Genomic DNA, 16,317 nt, shown 5'->3' with positions numbered 1-16,317 from the left:
ATGACCGACACTCTTAAAATGCATGTCGTGTACCAAAACTAAATCTGTAATCTTCATCTGTAAAGCCATAACCAACATCTGCACGTAAGTCAATTTTCACTAATACTCTTATTTTCCATCTAAGACCAAATCCAGCTCCTATATTTAAGGCCTCGTGAAAAACATCACTTAATGCATCATATGTATTTCCCGCATCAATAAAAGTCACATAACGAATTACCGGGTGATCAGCATGGGGAAACATGTATTCAACATTAGTTACAAATTTGGTATTACCTGTAAAGCGTTTTTTCTCATAACCACGCAAGTCATTACTACTACCCAAACTGAAAGCATCTTCACCTAATACCTGATTATTTGAATGGCCAAACTTCACCTGTACATTTAAATTTGAAGCAGGTCGATCTGCAAAACGGTAATAACTTCGATAATAAAAGCGATGTTTGGTAAATTCAGATTCACTACTTAAGGCTTCATGAGAAAAATCTAACTTATAACCATACTCCTTACCACCTCGATTATATTTATAATTATTTAAATCCTTGAAACCAACATCTAATCCCAGAATAATTGCATCTAAATATTCCGAGTTAGATTCAATCACAAGGTCATGATTGAATCGCTTCTGATACATAACATTTGAACCAACAAAGTACCCCCTGTTACGCCCTCGTTCATTCAACCATCTTGAAACTTCAACCCTGAAACTATCATCCTGTCTGTCTATAAAACGACCTATTTCCTCTATTTCATCAACATTATTTTCTCTTTGCACTGAAAAACCAAGATTATAAGAACTATCATTAACATTGGGATAAAAATATCTGAATGAATGACGAGTTTCATCTACACCTTGAGTATTACCTCGATTTAATGCCTGTATCCGTGTTTCATGATTCAAACCAAAAACATTATCCCACTTCAATTGCAGACCATAATGAATTTCATTATCATCAATTTTAAGCCGGGGAATTATTAACAGGTAGTACTTTTCTTTTACAACAAAAACTATATCAACCAGAGAAGCAGCAGATTCGTTTTTATCTGTATAATTTTCTTCCAGATAATAAGACACAGACCTGAACAGGCCTGTGTCCATTATTGCCTGTCTTGATTTTTCAATTAAACGTTCATTTAATTCATCACCTGGTTCTATATAAATTTCCCTATCTAAAACAGAAGGTTGAGTAACCTCATTACCCTTGTATTTTATATTATTAATGTACGACACCGCGCCTACATTAAAACTGTAAAATACGAGTATCAGCCATAATGTTTTTTTCGCTTTATCCATAATCTTTTTGACAGTATATCCTCCCCCTGGTGCAATGCTAAACCAATCAGAACAAATGCTGTGCCAGCATAAACCTCAAAACTTATTAGCTCATTATTTACCACATTGCCTATCCATAAAGCAGCGACCGGTGTAACCAGAGTAATCAGTGCCACGCTAGAAGCGGGCAGGTGTTTTAGCAGGTAATAGTAACTAACAAAACCAATAACTGAACCCACTATACCTAAATAAACAATAGACCATATCGCTTTTAACGGAATCACCTCCGGAAGTGGTGGTGCAAATACCAGATACACGGTCAAAAATAATGGCATAGAAAACAATAATCCACCTGCAACCAACGACAAGGGGGGCACATCTGTTTTAATGCTTTTTATCCACACTGCACTTGCAGAGTGGAGCACCACTGCAACTAATACAGCAATAATACCCAAAATGTAATCTTCACCCGTAGAAATACCCTTATAAAAAATTATAACCAGACCACTCAATCCAGCTATCGCACCTAATATCTTTAACAGGTTGAAACTTTGCTCATGTATAAAACGCCACGCGAGATAACCGGTAACAATGGGTGACAAACCAAATACCACAGATATCAGACCAGATGATATATATTGCGCCCCCCAATAAACGGGCATCATGCCTCCGAAAATTGCTACAGCAGATGCAAAATAAACTTTACAGGCAGACTTATCCAGTGCCAGTTTTTTATACTTCAGATATACAAGAAAACTTGCCAGCAAGGTGCCTATACTCATACGCATAACAATCCCAAACAGGTAACTAACACCTTCCCCACTCCACTTTATTGTAATTGGTGTAGTTGACCAGATAAGAATCACCGCAATAAATGCTGAGGCAATTATTAATTTATGATATTTAGTCTGGTTTACGCTTGTTGCTAACATTACTTCTTTCCTTAATTTGAAGTATTTAAGTTAATTAATCCCCATAAACGTAAAAAGCCACAGACTTATTACGTCTGTGGCTTTTAAAATTATTTAAATTTAATTTAAAATTATAAAATTAACGCACAGACAATACATTCATACCACATAAGACATGGTCGAATCGCTACTGCTTTAACTGTTCGTTTATATTTAATCATGACGATAGATTGTGTTAATTTTTTCAAACTGTCAAGTTTTTCTTAAAAAGAAAATAAGCCTCTATTTATACTCCTCACTTCCCCCTCTACACCTTTATCTCAAATCACCCTGATTCATCAATTTCATCCTGTTTTACCCTCAGGATGAGTGGTGTTATTATATCCTTTCTTAATAATAGCCGGCTTAAGCTATGAAAAAGCTAAAAAATACCGAACTAATTCAATCTCTTATCCGACTTTGTATTGGCACGCTGACCTATTTTTATATTTCAGCAGGTATAGATAGTGGTTACTTTATTGCTTCTCACACTACGCTCAACTACTTTACTATCGGTTTTTTCTGTTTCAGTTTTTTTAATATTCTGACTATATTATGGGTTCCGATAAATACACCCCGACGTTATTTAGCGCTAACCTTCGATATAGCAAGCACTACTTTTTCTTCGTTTTTAACGGGTGGCATCAATAGTGTTTACGTGCTGATTTATTTATGGATATATATTGGTTACGGTACGCGTTATGGTTTGAAATTTCTAAGTGTCGCCGTTGGACTCACTTTCATTGGTTACAATCTTCTTCTATTATCAGAAGATGCATGGCACTTATTAACACTTGAAGCCATTGCATTTTTACTGCTGATTATTGCTTTACCTGCATACCTGTACTCAATGCAAAAACGTTTAATGAAAATTGCAGATAATGCCGATTCAAAAAGCATTGCTAAATCTGAATTCATATCCACAATGACACATCAAATTCGCACCCCCATTGGTGGCATTGTAGGTATGATTGATCTGTTAAACAAAACTGATTTAGATGTACAACAAAAACAGTATTTACAATCACTGAGTCAGTCAAGCCACTCTTTACAGGAAATCATAGAAGATATTGTTGATTTTTCACAAATAGAAAACGGCAATTTATCCATTAATCAGTCAAGCTCAAATCCTCGCGTATTAATTGACAGTCTGGTACATAGTCTGGCCGCTTTAGGCCATGAACGTGAGCTTGAGCTAACCTGCTATATTGATCAGACGTTCCCTGAAGAGGTTTACATTGATGCCCAGCGATTCAGACAGTTGTTATCAAATCTGGTTCGTTATGCCATAGAACATAGCATCTCAAAAAGCATTTATATTCACGCATATGCAGGCCAAACCAGTTCCAGTGAACACCTTAACGCTAATATAGAAATTAAATTTCAGCAAAATACTGACATTGACCACCTGCAATCCAATACGATACCTGAAACAAATGATGCTCTACCGCTACGTATTGCTTACCAGCTAACAAGGTTGATGAATGGCTTATTCGAAATTCAATACAACAATAAACAGGACATTAATTTTAATTTACACTTTAACTGGAAGAAATTAAGTAATCGGGTCAATGAAGACAGTCTTCTTCCAATAAACAAACGAGCTCTTATTTACGATTCGGATAAAATTAATCTGGATGTGCTAGAAAAGTATTGTAAGCAACTTGGCATGAATGTTTATGCTACTTCCGGACATGATAATTTAATAGCGCATATCATCTGGAGTCATGAAAAAAATAAACCTTTTGATATTATTATCCTTGGCGAAGATAGCAAACATAAATACTGTCATGATCTGGTCGCACGTATTCGTAATGAAGCAAAATGCGAAACACCAATCCTGTATGCCACTTATATGCACAGTATTGAGCAGATAGAGGCAGAAAATCTGGAGGGGATTCAGGCAACCATTATAAAACCCGTATCACTTGGAATCTTAAAAAATACGATATCAGACTTACTCAATCCGGACTCTATCAACAAAGAGCCCGTTTTAACTAAACAGAAACCTCTAAATATACTTATCGCCGAAGACAATGAGATTAATGCCAGTGTTGTTTATAGCTATTTAACCGATCTCGGGCACAATGTTGATATTGCTACCGATGGTACCACTGCCCTTTACGCGATGCACAAACATCACTATCACCTGGTTTTAATGGACATTAATATGCCAAATACAAACGGTATTGATGCGACTCTGCAATGGCGTCGTCTTGAAAATAACAATAGCCACTTACCCATCATAGCGCTAACAGCGATGGCGACTTCTGAAGATAGAGACCGCTGCCTGAGCGCAGGTATGGACGATTTTCTCAGTAAACCGGTTAGTGAATCCCAGTTAGAGGATATCCTGAGCAAATACACAGAAAGCCCCAAATAAAATAAACCCTTCAAAAATCACTATATATTCCTAATGTTTTTGTGGCATTATTCACTTCCAGCCTAGCCTGTAAGCTGTCTGGCATGAATTAGGCCACAATTAATTAGCTAAAATTCAAAAATTTTACCTCTACAGAAAACCCAGGATTAAGTTTATGAGCATTACATCATTTTTACCCCCTGTACGTACTTTAATGGGCCCGGGCCCTTCAGATGTACACCCTCGCATCTCTAGCGCTATGGCACGCCCTACCATTGGTCACCTTGACCCTTTATTTGTAGGCATGATGGATGAAGTGAAAAGCTTACTGCAATATGCTTTTCAGACAAAAAATGAGCTCACTATCCCGGTATCAGCACCGGGTTCTGCCGGCATGGAAACCTGCTTTATGAATCTGGTTGAAGCTGGAGACAAGGTTGTAGTTTGCCAGAATGGCGTATTTGGCGGTCGCATGAAAGAAAATGTCGAACGTCTTGGTGCAACCGCTATTATGGTTGAGGACGAATGGGGCAAAGCCGTTGACTGCAATAAAGTTGAAGAAGCATTAAAAGCCAACCCTGATACAAAAATCCTGGCTTTTGTACACGCTGAAACATCAACTGGGGCTGTATCTGATGCAAAAACATTATGCGAAATAGCCAGAAAACACGACTGTTTGACCATTGTTGATGCAGTTACATCTCTGGGTGGTTCAGAGCTACGTGTTGATGACTGGGGTATTGATGCTATTTACTCTGGCACACAAAAATGCCTTTCATGCACACCGGGCATATCTCCAGTCAGCTTTAGCAAAAAAGCAACTGACGTTATTACCTCTCGCAAAACTAAAGTTAATAGCTGGTTCCTTGATATGAATCTGGTTATGGGTTATTGGGGTGCCAACACAAAGCGCGCTTATCACCATACCGCTCCTGTTAATGCACTTTATGCATTACATGAATCACTCGTTATGCTGCAGGATGAAGGTCTGGAAAACTCCTGGGCACGTCATGCAAAGAATCATCAGGCACTTCGTGCCGGTCTTGAAGCAATGGGATTAAGTTTTATTGTTGATGAAGCAGATCGTTTAGCGCAACTAAACTCTGTAACCATACCAGACGGTGTTGATGAAGCAGCTGTTCGTGGCCAGTTACTAAATGAGTTTAATTTAGAAATTGGCGCTGGCTTGGGCGCACTTGCCGGTAAGGTTTGGCGCATTGGTTTAATGGGGCACAGTAGCCGTGCTGAAAACATCATACTTTGTTTAAGCGCACTTGAAGCTGTTTTAGGTGATGCGGTTAAACAGGGTGTTGCTGTTGCTGCTGCACAGGAAATTCTTGGCGCTTAATTAAGCTTTTTATTCTGATTATTAAAGCAAAAGTGTATGTTTGCTTTGCTCGGGGAAAAGTAAATTGTATAGAACTGGTAATATTACTTAACCTGGCTACAACAGGGTAACCGTAGCGTTATGCACTTCGTCCCCTGTTATGATTCCGATCAGACTGGCAGACTGAATAGCTACTCCGAACAACTTTCGGTGGTCTCAATAAGGGGACAGAGCGCAAAAAACGCGTTCTTTCCCCGAGGGAGATGCACTATAACCAGTTAAAACACCTCGCAAACCTACTAATTGACTTCATCTAGTTATTAACAGTCGACTCAACTTTCCAGTATACTTTCTCCATGAAAATTTACCTCGTAGGCGGCGCTGTTCGCGATGAACTTTTAGATTACCCTTTTATAGAAAGAGACTGGGTAGTTGTCGGTGCTACTGTTAATGAAATGCTTGAACTTGGTTATCAGCAAGTTGGCAAAGACTTTCCCGTTTTTCTTCATCCTGAAACAAAAGATGAACACGCACTGGCTCGCACAGAGCGAAATACTGCACCGGGTTATAAAGGTTTTGAAGTTCATGCATCACCGGATGTAACACTTGAAGAAGATTTAATTCGTCGCGACCTCACCATTAATGCAATAGCAAAAGATAAAGCAGGCAATCTGGTAGACCCTTATAACGGTCAGACCGATTTAAAGGAAAAACTTTTACGCCATGTTTCCTCTGCTTTTAGTGAAGACCCTGTGCGCATTTTACGCGTCGCTCGATTTGCTGCACGTTATGCTCATCTGGGTTTTAGCGTTGCAGATGAAACGTTAAACCTAATGCAAAAAATGGTGAGCGATGGTGAAGCAGATGCACTGGTAGCAGAACGTGTCTGGCAGGAATTTCATAAAGCACTCGGTGAACGCAACCCGGAAGTTTTTATACAGGTTCTACGCGACTGTGGTGCACTTAAAATTATTTTACCTGAAATTGATGCATTGTTTGGTGTCCCTCAACCGAAAGAACATCACCCTGAAATTGATACCGGCATTCATACCTTAATGGTATTACAACAGGCAGCATTATTAAGCACAGAAGCATCAACTCGTTTTGCAGCGTTGTGCCATGATCTGGGAAAAGCATTAACACCGCAAGAAAACTGGCCCAGCCATCACGGACATGAGATAAAGGGCGTAAAGCCAGTTAAACAACTTTGCAAACGCTTGCGTATCCCAAATAACTTTAATGAACTGGCATGCATTACCGCAGAATTTCACTTACATGTTCATCGCGCATTTGAAATTAAAAAATCTACATTATTAAAGACTATTGAAAAACTTGATGGCATGAGAAAACCTGAAAGATATGAACAATTTTTACTCGCATGCACGGCTGATATTCGTGGGCGAACCGGTTATGAAACCCACCCCTACCCACAGGCAAATCACTATCGTGATGCTTTAAAAATAATAAAATCAGTTGATATTCAGTCTTTGAAAGATGCAGGGCTGCAGGGAAAAGATATGGCTGATGCTATTCACACTGCCCGACAATCTGCATTAAATAAACAGTTAATAACGCCAGAAAATATTTAAAACACCGTTATGAAGTTTAACCACCAAGTCAGGTGCAATTATATTTGCACATGGATATATTAACACTGTCCTTTGACCGAATAAATTCGAACCTGAAAATAAAATTATCCCTGTGAAAAATTTTATTTAATAATCCCGACGCGGACCTTTATACAAGTTACCTTCGATACCAAACGGAGGCTCACGCCCTACCAGCTCTTCAATCAATGCAAGCTCCAGATCAGTATGGTTTATCATGGGTGCAGGCTCGATCAATTTACCTTTTCGTGATGGCTTTGCTAAAAGATATTTTGGTTTGTCATGATGTTCTGAAACAATTCTTTCTATTTGATTTTTATCTACACTTGATTGAACATCTGTTATGCCATAGCAAGTACACAAATAAGTTTGTTCCTGATCGGCTTCCATATAAACGCCAGTACCACGAATTCCTATAGTGGCGGTAGCGCTTCTCATATGTAATTTATTTTTATTTTCCCTATGCCCGAATACTGACAATAGTTTTCCAGAAAACAAACGGATAGTACTGATAATTTCACTACCCTGAATTTCCATACTACTATTACTTCGAAGCATAAAAGCATCGCTACCCACTACAAAAACGGCATGGGCTCCTGAACCAGTTGTCACAACATCACTATTTTTTACAAAGGTATCCAACGTAGCGGTAACGTTATTTACTTTTACATCGCCACTAATATCAAAAAATGATTTACCCGAGGGGAGCACTTTGGGAATTTTACCCATACTCTGAACCGTTGCCGATAATGACAGTGCACCTGTTGCAAACGCACCTGCTGTTAACAGTTTTACTAAAAAATCTCGACGGGGGTCGTCAATCTCATCACTCATAAAAACTTCCTGCGCGCATGTATCCAGTGGGGGAATGGCTATATAAGCATTATCTACTTAACCAATTTAAATACCTGTCAGCTAAATAGGATCTTTTTGTAAGGATAATCTGAAAAACCCATTACAACACTTCTTAGACAAGTGTTTATAGTATAGTTCGTTAGCTCTTAAAATTACTTAATTTTGATAATTATTAAATAATTTTTACTATACTTACGTAAGCTCCTCCCCCATTTCAAATGAGCGTGCTCTTAGTTAAGTTATCTTAAATAAATGTTTTAAACGTTAGCGTTGGTTAATATTATGTCGTATTTTTTTAAATTTTCCCTGCCAATATTAACCAGTTTAATTATTACATTTCTATTTATACCGAATTTGGCTTTATCCAATAGCGGTGATGAAGTAGACATTAACAGTGATCCTATTTATATATTTAACTCACATGGTCACGCAAATGATGCGAGCGCTACTTGCTCTGGCTGCCATCTTGGAACAGGTTTTAACGGCAGTCTTGGTGTCGCTTTTCCTATGCGCTGCCAGTCTATCGTTCATGGCACCACTGAAAACTGCACTATTGGGCTTAATATGTCATCTGCCACCGAAAACGGCATCAATATGTCGGTATATAACGGTAATGTGGAACAAACTGGCATTATAGCTGCGGCTGATGCAACTCTGGTTTCTGATGTCAATGGCCAGGAACTAAGCCACTCCACCCCTCAAAGCGCTAATCATAAATGGGATTTTGACATTACCGGCATATCCACTCTCGGCACCTACACACTCTACTACTGTATAAATCAGGTAAATGGCGACAACCTTGCTTTCGACACAGCCGATGGCTCTCCTGTCTGCGGCACCGATACGATTGAAATAACTAATAACGCACCGAATGCGGTAAATGATCACTATTCTACTATTAACGACCTGTCAGTCACTGAAAGTAGCTCGTTCACTGATTTTGATATGTGCGCCAATGACTCAGACAGTGAAAACGATTCATTCTCATATGTTTCAAACACCTCATTATCAGGTACGGGCTCATTATCACGTAGCTCTGCCTGTAATTTTTCTTTTGATACTAATGGCCTGTTTGAGACTTTAGATACAGGAGAAACTGCAACTAGAACATTTACTTATACAATTCAGGACAGTTACGGTGCTTTATATCAGGATACAGCAACAGTAACCATCCAGATTACCGGACAGAATGATGCACCGATACTGGGCTCTGAAACAGAGACTATCTCGATTAGTGAAGGCGGCACAGCAACATCATTATTAATCGGAGGCATATCGCAAACAAATGTTCTACAAAATGACAGTGATGTAGATGACGCTATTACGGTTGTTTACAGCCCTCCAACTGATACAGCCCCCAGCAATGGAAGTTTAACTTTAAATGCAAATGGTACATTCAGTTACACACATAATGGTACTGCTACAACCAGTGATAGTTTTACCTACAGAGTAACCGATGGGGAAGCGACCACTACGGCTAAAACCGTCAACATAACCATTTTAGCCTTAAACGATAACCCTGTTGCCGCAGCCGACAGCATTACAGTTACGGAAGGAGCCACTCGCACTGTACTCGATTCAGGTCAGTCCAGCGTAAGGTTCAATGACAGTGACGAAGAGACCAGCACATCTGCATTAGTTGTATCGGTTGTTACGCCACCTGCATTTGATAGCAGCTTTACGCTAAATACTGATGGCACTTTCAGTTATCAGCATGATGGCTCACAAACTTCGAATGACAGCTTCACCTATCGGGTTTTTGATGGTGCTGCTTTTTCAGCTAATGCCACTGTATCCATTACTATTAATAATACAAACGACTCACCCATAGCGGTTGCTGACACGATCATCACTTCTCAGGGACAAACCGAAACTTTATTGAGCACAGGCCAGAACAATGTCACTGCAAATGATAGCGACGAAGAAGGTACAACATTAAGTGTATCCTTAATCACCGATGTAACAAATGGCACTCTTAATTTAAATGCTAATGGCACATTCAGTTACATCCACGACGGTACTGAAACAACAAGCGACTCCTTTGTTTATCGAGCTAGTGATGGGAATTCAGATGCGAATGATGTAACCGTATCTATTAGTATTACGGTTCCCAATTATCGCCCTGTTGCCGTTAACGACAGCATTAATATAATAGAGGGAAATACGGTTACTGTACTTGGTTCCGGTCAGACAAGTGTCACTTTTAATGATACTGATCAGGATGGCGATACACTCACCGCAACAATAACGAGCGGGCCATCTAACGCATCTAGTTTCACGCTCAACCCTGACGGCACATTTACCTATACTCACAACGGCACACAAACTTCGAGCGATAGTTTTACTTATATGGTGAGTGATGCATCACTTACATCACTCAGTGCTGCAACGGTTTCTATAACCATCACAAACACAAATGATAGCCCGGTCGCTTTTGACGATAACACTTCTTTAACAGAGGGCGGAACGGTAAATATTATTCTACCGGCAAATATTACTCTTAATGATACCGATGAAGAAAACAACCCATTAAGTGCTTCACTGGTAACTGGCCCGACTAATCAGAGCAATTTTGTTTTAAGAAGTGACGGCACCTATGATTATACACACGATGGTTCTCAAACCGCATCAGACAGTTTTACCTATCGGGTGAATGATGGAAATTCCGATTCAAATATCGCAACCGTTTCAATCACAGTTAATAATACAAATGACGCACCGATCGCCCTTGCAGATAATATTTTAATTAATGAGGGCAACAGTACAACGACATTAACATCAGGCAATACAAGTGTTATTGACAATGATTCGGACGAAGAAGGTGACCCGTTAACTATTACCTTAATAACTGGCCCAACCACTGACCCGGGATTCAGTCTTGCAACAGACGGTACATTTACATACACGCATGATGGCAGTGAAGTTACTACAGATAATTTCACTTACCAGATAAACGATGGCGCACTGGATTCAAACATTGCCACCGTTAGCATTTCAACAATCCCTGTAAACGATGCACCTGCATTAGCACCCGTTACTGTCACCGATGTAATCGAAGAAATACTCTACAGTTATCAACTTGTGCCCAGCGATACCGATGATCTTAATAATGGAACCGACCTGAGTTACGCATTAAGTAATGAGCCTGCAGGTATGACCGTTTCAGATACAGGGCTGATTGAATGGTTACCACCGCGTACAGAAATTTTCAATGATAGCAGCGCAACTATTACAGTCACATTAACCGATGGTGGCGAAGACGGAGTTGCTGCTGCAATACAACAATTTACACTCACTATCAATCCACCAGATGCGGATAGTGATGTAGTGGCAGATTACAATGATAACTGTCCCGTCGAACCAAATGCACCTCAGTTAGATACGGATACAGATGGCCTGGGTGATGCGTGTGACAATGACCCAGATGGCTCAGGTATTCTGGAAACATTTATTGTCTTTACTATCGAGCAGAATTCGACTGCAGGTAATATCGTTTTTATAAACGACGGTAATATCACAGTAACAGCTGATCTGGATGCCATAACTGGTGCTGGCACTGTAACTCACGACTGGTCGCTAACAGATGCGGCACTCATTGGTGCTCAAATCGATCTAACCGATAATACATTTATATTTGACCCATCATCATTAAACATTGGCACCTACACAATTGATGTCACAATTGATGATGATGGCAGCACAACACATAACACACTACTTATTAATGTCTTTGGTTCAACTGAACCCATTTTATCAGGCACAGACGATACTGATGGTGATGGCACCAGTGATTTAGACGAAGGTTATGCTGACACAGACAATGATGGTATTCCAGACTTCAGAGATAGCAGCACGGAAGCCGTTAATGAGCTCAGCGTAAACAGCACTTCAACAGGGGCCAGTGTCATACAGTCTGAAGCAGGCACCAAACTTTGTATCGGTGACATTTCCTCTGCATCAGGATTTTTTGCTGCAGCTATAACTAAAGAATCCATTGAGTTGTTTGGTGATGATGGCGAACCTGCACAAAATGGTACGGATGAAAGTTATGCCGGCACCAGTGAAATTTTTGATTTTATTATCAGTGAAATTCCAGAGACAGGTGCAACGGTAAAAATTATTTTACCGCTCAATACCAGTATCAGACCAGACTCAACTTATAGAAAATATTCACCCGCTAACGGATGGCAGGATTTCATTGTCGATGAAAACAACCAGATAGCCAGTGCCAGTTCCATTGCAGGCATTTGCCCGCCACCGGGAAGCACCCGTTATGTAAATGGATTACATGCTTTTGATAATTGCTTACAGCTGAGTCTGCAAGATGGTGGGCCAAATGATAGTGATAACGAAATAAACGGCATTATTCGAGACCCTGGTGTTATTGCAGTTGATGCCAATACGATTATTGAAGAAGAAGACCCCTGCGGTCAGGATACGTTTAATAACTGTGCAGACAAATCAGGAAGCATTGGCACTTTACACCCTGCCTGGCTTTTATTTATTGCTTTACCCGTTTTATATCGTAAAAAATACTTATAAAAAATAAATATGAAAAAAATAATACTGATAAGCTTTGTGCTCATAAATATAAATAATCTGGCATTCGCAGACACTGACAAAGCAATACGGCTGGATGCGTCACTTAGTTATGATGATAATTTAAATCGCAGCCCAACGGATACAACTGCAATTGAAAGTGCATTTGCAACGGCCGTTGCCGGTTACAATATCAGTTATCCGATGAATACGAGAAATTTTATTGATTATCGCCTGCTGGCAAAATATGAAGGCTATCAGGACACTGACGGATTAAACAACGCTGAGATTAGCGCAGGTGTTACTTACCATTACAAACCCGTCGCAGGTTTTCTCAAGGCTATGTATATTTTTAAAGGCGATATACATGTAACTGATTTTGAAACTGATATTCGAGATAGAACAGCATACGAAGCATCAGCGATGGTCTCATTCTGGGTAACCAATACACTATCATTCAGAAGTGGCTTAACTGCACGCAAACGTGATTCAGATAGTCGTGTATTTGATACTAAAGATTATCGCGTGTTTTTTAATGCCGACTTAATGCTCAGTCGTCACTCAACTTTGTATACAACGCTTAACTTTCTAACCGGTGATCTGGTTTCAACTATTCCATTAGATGATTCAGACAATGAAGTACTGGATGTCGTTCGACAGGCTGAAGTAATTGAATTTGACCCAACCTTTGGTGACAATATGATTGCTTACAAACTTGATGCTGACATAGCTGCACTAACTCTTGGTTACAATTACGTTTTAGGTAAAAAACAGTCGCTTGATTTATCCGCACGATACGCAGTTGGTCAATCAGACTATGACGTAGATTATGACGCCTTATTTTTCAATATAAGCTACCTGGTATCATTTAGGCTGTAATGATGACTTTACACATGAAAACAATTCATACTTTAAAATTTTTATTTCTATTTTCATTATCTGCAATCATGCTCGGTGGTTGCGACCGTGAAGACACACCTGAGTTATTTGATAAAGTAACAACATCTACACCAAATAATTTTTTACAATACCCTAATATGCAACCTAGTCTTGCAGCAGGTACCTACACCATAGTTGCCGCCACTGTAAATTCTGGTTCATCCGATTCATTCACCCTTACCATCACTAAAGACGATGGCAGCAGCACCCAGAAAATTAGTCGCTGGATTTCATCAGGTGGTATAAGCGCATTATCGCCTGAAAACCCCAGATTCGATTTCACTCTCGATACAGCAGGAGGCATTAACATCAGCCTTGAGTCAGGTGTTGATAACTATTTAATTTTACTTGATCGATCTGAGAATATTTTATTTGAAGATGATAATAGCGGCACATCCGGAAATGCATTATTAAATTTACCTGAATCACGCATAAACAATAAAGAATGGACCGATGCATACTATGCTGCAATTGACCCTGGCAATGAGCGCGACACTTTAAATAAATGGAAAACCAAAAACGGTTTTGATCAGGGACATGATGTTCATGTTATTTTTAGAGATACAAAAGACCTTGGGTATGGTCGAAATATGTTTATGCGCCGAAATGCAAACGGATGCCTCGCATTTTATGTGGAAAATTTTCTGGTAACGCTGGTAGACGGGCTTGATTACAACACATTAAATTTAACCGCCGCAATTGAAGATGACCAGCTTCATCACTTCGGAACAAATGCCATTGAGTTTAGCGACCTTGACGGTGACTGCGATGGCACCGATCCCATGTTTAATAAATTTTTCACTTTTGATGCAACAGCTTCAGCTGAAGATGAACCACGCATACTCAGTGTAAACCTGGATAATCGTGGTAAAAAATTCATGCCCATTCCCTGCATTACCTGTCATGGCGGAACTGCAAAACCATTATTAGCTGATGGCTCATTACCTTCCTCAGCTTTACCTGATCAGTTAAATCCAGAACTATTAATTGGTGATACGGTTTCCAGATTACAACCTTTTGAAGTAGATACTTTTGAATACTCGAACAAGACAGGTTTCAGCCGAGCAGAACAGGAGGACAAATTAAAAGAACTTAATGAAGCTGTGTTCTCTACACTTTCAGCAACACGTGCAGATGGCGACTGGGATGCAGACTTTCTTCGTGAAGTTATGGACGGATGGTATGACGGGCACTTTCTAACTGCGAGCAATAATCAGGGCTTCAATGATACCTTTATTCCTCAGGGCTGGAGATATGACCCGACAGATGCCTCTATTCCAGCGACTCGACCAGCCTCATCGGAAGAGTTATATTTAAAAGTGTACAAACCTTTCTGTTTTTCGTGTCACTCGAAACGCGGCACAACATTGGGCAGCAATATCAACAACTCAAACGGAGTTGCTCCTAATGATAATAATCAGGATATTAATTTCAGTAGTTATGAAAAATTCACCAGTCACATTGTGCAAATTGAAGATTACGTTTTTGCCCGTGGCATTATGCCTATGTCTCGTTTAACCTTTGATAAATTCTGGGAAGGTGATGCCGCAGAAATTCTGGCTAGCCATATTCCGGGTTTTAAATATGCAAATGCCGATGGCAGTATAAATATTCCAGGCAAGCCCGTTGCGAATGCGGGTTTAGATCGTACCGTTATTTCTCCAGTTAATCTCTCTGCCGAAACTACATTTTTTGCTGATACTTATAGTTGGGAAATTATTCAGCAACCTGATAGCAGCATTGCAACCATTGCAGAACCTTCTTCGTTAAGAACCAGCCTGTCGGCAGATACAAATGGTCTATATACCATTCAGTTAAACGTAAGCAATACAGCAGGCGAAATTAGTACCGACACGGTTGATATTACTATTGATAATACGCTCTCTCCCTCGCAGACTGAAATAACATTTGATACAGACATATTAAATCTTCTACAGGGTGGCACGACTATCAGCTGTCTGGATTGCCACAATTCAACATTGGGTATAGCGGGAATTCCCGTTTATTATGATACGGATTCAAATGGATACACCCTTTATGAAAATATAATACAGCGCATTAATTTTTCAGACCCTGCTTTTAGTCCTTTGTTACGCAAACCTTTTGGCGAACACCACTTCGGAGAAATACCAATAACTGACCCTGCCAATTACAATATGATAGTTAACTGGGTACTGGAAGGCGCCAGAGAAAATTAGCATTACAGACCGTTTCCGTACAACTAATCTAATACCTGTGATTTACCAGATCACAGGTATTGAGAAAGCATTAAAACAAAAATATCTATATTAAATATTTACCCAGAATATCACCTCTTCTCTTTCCGTATTTATAAAACCAGACTTTTAACACCCAAAACATAAGCAAACTCTAATAAGTTTGAGCCTTACTCCGAATAAGGAGTTTCCCTATATTGTTAAACCCTCATCAGATTTAGGCTATGCAGTGTAAATTTCTGTCGTAAT

The 16,317-nt window shown here is 39.6% G+C and carries 9 protein-coding genes; 6 read left to right on the top strand and 3 right to left on the bottom strand.

Annotated elements, in window-relative coordinates:
- Nucleotides 1-13: 13 nt before the first annotated feature.
- Together DIZ80_12050 and DIZ80_12045 are read right to left on the bottom strand one after the other, a co-directional pair.
- The gene (locus DIZ80_12050; GenBank protein RDH82989.1) at nt 14-1,294 is read right to left on the bottom strand and encodes a hypothetical protein; all 1,281 of its coding nucleotides are present in this window, start codon (nt 1,292-1,294) and stop codon (nt 14-16) included.
- The gene (locus DIZ80_12045; protein RDH82988.1) at nt 1,264-2,205 is read right to left on the bottom strand and encodes an EamA family transporter; all 942 of its coding nucleotides are present in this window, start codon (nt 2,203-2,205) and stop codon (nt 1,264-1,266) included. Before DIZ80_12045 ends, DIZ80_12050 begins: the two co-directional genes overlap by 31 nt.
- Before the next feature lie 391 nt (nt 2,206-2,596).
- On the opposite strand from DIZ80_12045, the gene DIZ80_12040 reads away from it, so the two are divergent.
- The 3 genes from DIZ80_12040 (at nt 2,597) to DIZ80_12030 (ending at nt 7,501) form a co-directional block, all read left to right on the top strand.
- Entirely contained in the window at nt 2,597-4,606 is a 2,010-nt protein-coding gene (locus DIZ80_12040) for a hypothetical protein (protein RDH82987.1), read from the top strand.
- A gap of 154 nt (nt 4,607-4,760) precedes the next feature.
- The gene (locus tag DIZ80_12035; protein ID RDH82986.1) at nt 4,761-5,933 is read left to right on the top strand and encodes an alanine--glyoxylate aminotransferase; all 1,173 of its coding nucleotides are present in this window, start codon (nt 4,761-4,763) and stop codon (nt 5,931-5,933) included.
- A gap of 335 nt (nt 5,934-6,268) precedes the next feature.
- Nucleotides 6,269-7,501 carry a multifunctional CCA addition/repair protein gene (locus tag DIZ80_12030; protein ID RDH82985.1) on the top strand — a complete coding sequence of 411 codons (1,233 nt, stop codon included), beginning with the start codon at nt 6,269-6,271 and terminating at the stop codon, nt 7,499-7,501.
- Between the two features lie 126 nt (nt 7,502-7,627).
- On the opposite strand, the gene DIZ80_12025 is transcribed toward DIZ80_12030, so the two are convergent.
- Nucleotides 7,628-8,353, bottom strand: a complete 726-nt coding sequence (locus tag DIZ80_12025) for a hypothetical protein (GenBank protein ID RDH82984.1) — start codon at nt 8,351-8,353, stop codon at nt 7,628-7,630.
- Nucleotides 8,354-8,656: 303 nt separating this feature from the next.
- Here DIZ80_12025 and DIZ80_12020 point away from each other — a divergent pair, with 303 nt between their 5' ends.
- The 3 genes from DIZ80_12020 to DIZ80_12010 are packed head-to-tail and all read left to right on the top strand — an operon-like array spanning nt 8,657 to nt 16,050.
- On the top strand, nt 8,657-12,916 hold the full coding sequence (locus DIZ80_12020) for a hypothetical protein (GenBank protein RDH82983.1): 4,260 nt from the start codon (nt 8,657-8,659) through the stop codon (nt 12,914-12,916).
- Between the two features lie 9 nt (nt 12,917-12,925).
- Nucleotides 12,926-13,792 carry a hypothetical protein gene (locus DIZ80_12015; GenBank protein ID RDH82982.1) on the top strand — a complete coding sequence of 289 codons (867 nt, stop codon included), beginning with the start codon at nt 12,926-12,928 and terminating at the stop codon, nt 13,790-13,792.
- Between the two features lie 2 nt (nt 13,793-13,794).
- Nucleotides 13,795-16,050, top strand: a complete 2,256-nt coding sequence (locus tag DIZ80_12010) for a hypothetical protein (GenBank protein ID RDH82981.1) — start codon at nt 13,795-13,797, stop codon at nt 16,048-16,050.
- Nucleotides 16,051-16,317 lie beyond the last annotated feature (267 nt).

Origin of the sequence: endosymbiont of Galathealinum brachiosum (assembly GCA_003349885.1) — a bacterium.
Lineage (GTDB): Bacteria > Pseudomonadota > Gammaproteobacteria > SZUA-229 > SZUA-229 > SZUA-229.
Note: the sequence above shows the minus strand (reverse complement) of the source record. Positions and strands in the feature narration are given on the sequence as shown.

Bases quoted from the DNA above. Each gene is read 5' to 3' on its own strand.
- DIZ80_12010 (RDH82981.1), top strand. From the start codon at position 13,795: ATGACTTTACACATGAAAACAATTCATACTTTAAAATTTTTATTTCTA.
- DIZ80_12040 (RDH82987.1), top strand. From the start codon at position 2,597: ATGAAAAAGCTAAAAAATACCGAACTAATTCAATCTCTTATCCGACTT.
- DIZ80_12025 (RDH82984.1), bottom strand. From the start codon at position 8,353: ATGAGTGATGAGATTGACGACCCCCGTCGAGATTTTTTAGTAAAACTG.
- DIZ80_12020 (RDH82983.1), top strand. From the start codon at position 8,657: ATGTCGTATTTTTTTAAATTTTCCCTGCCAATATTAACCAGTTTAATT.
- DIZ80_12045 (RDH82988.1), bottom strand. From the start codon at position 2,205: ATGTTAGCAACAAGCGTAAACCAGACTAAATATCATAAATTAATAATT.
- DIZ80_12030 (RDH82985.1), top strand. From the start codon at position 6,269: ATGAAAATTTACCTCGTAGGCGGCGCTGTTCGCGATGAACTTTTAGAT.
- DIZ80_12015 (RDH82982.1), top strand. From the start codon at position 12,926: ATGAAAAAAATAATACTGATAAGCTTTGTGCTCATAAATATAAATAAT.
- DIZ80_12050 (RDH82989.1), bottom strand. From the start codon at position 1,294: ATGGATAAAGCGAAAAAAACATTATGGCTGATACTCGTATTTTACAGT.
- DIZ80_12035 (RDH82986.1), top strand. From the start codon at position 4,761: ATGAGCATTACATCATTTTTACCCCCTGTACGTACTTTAATGGGCCCG.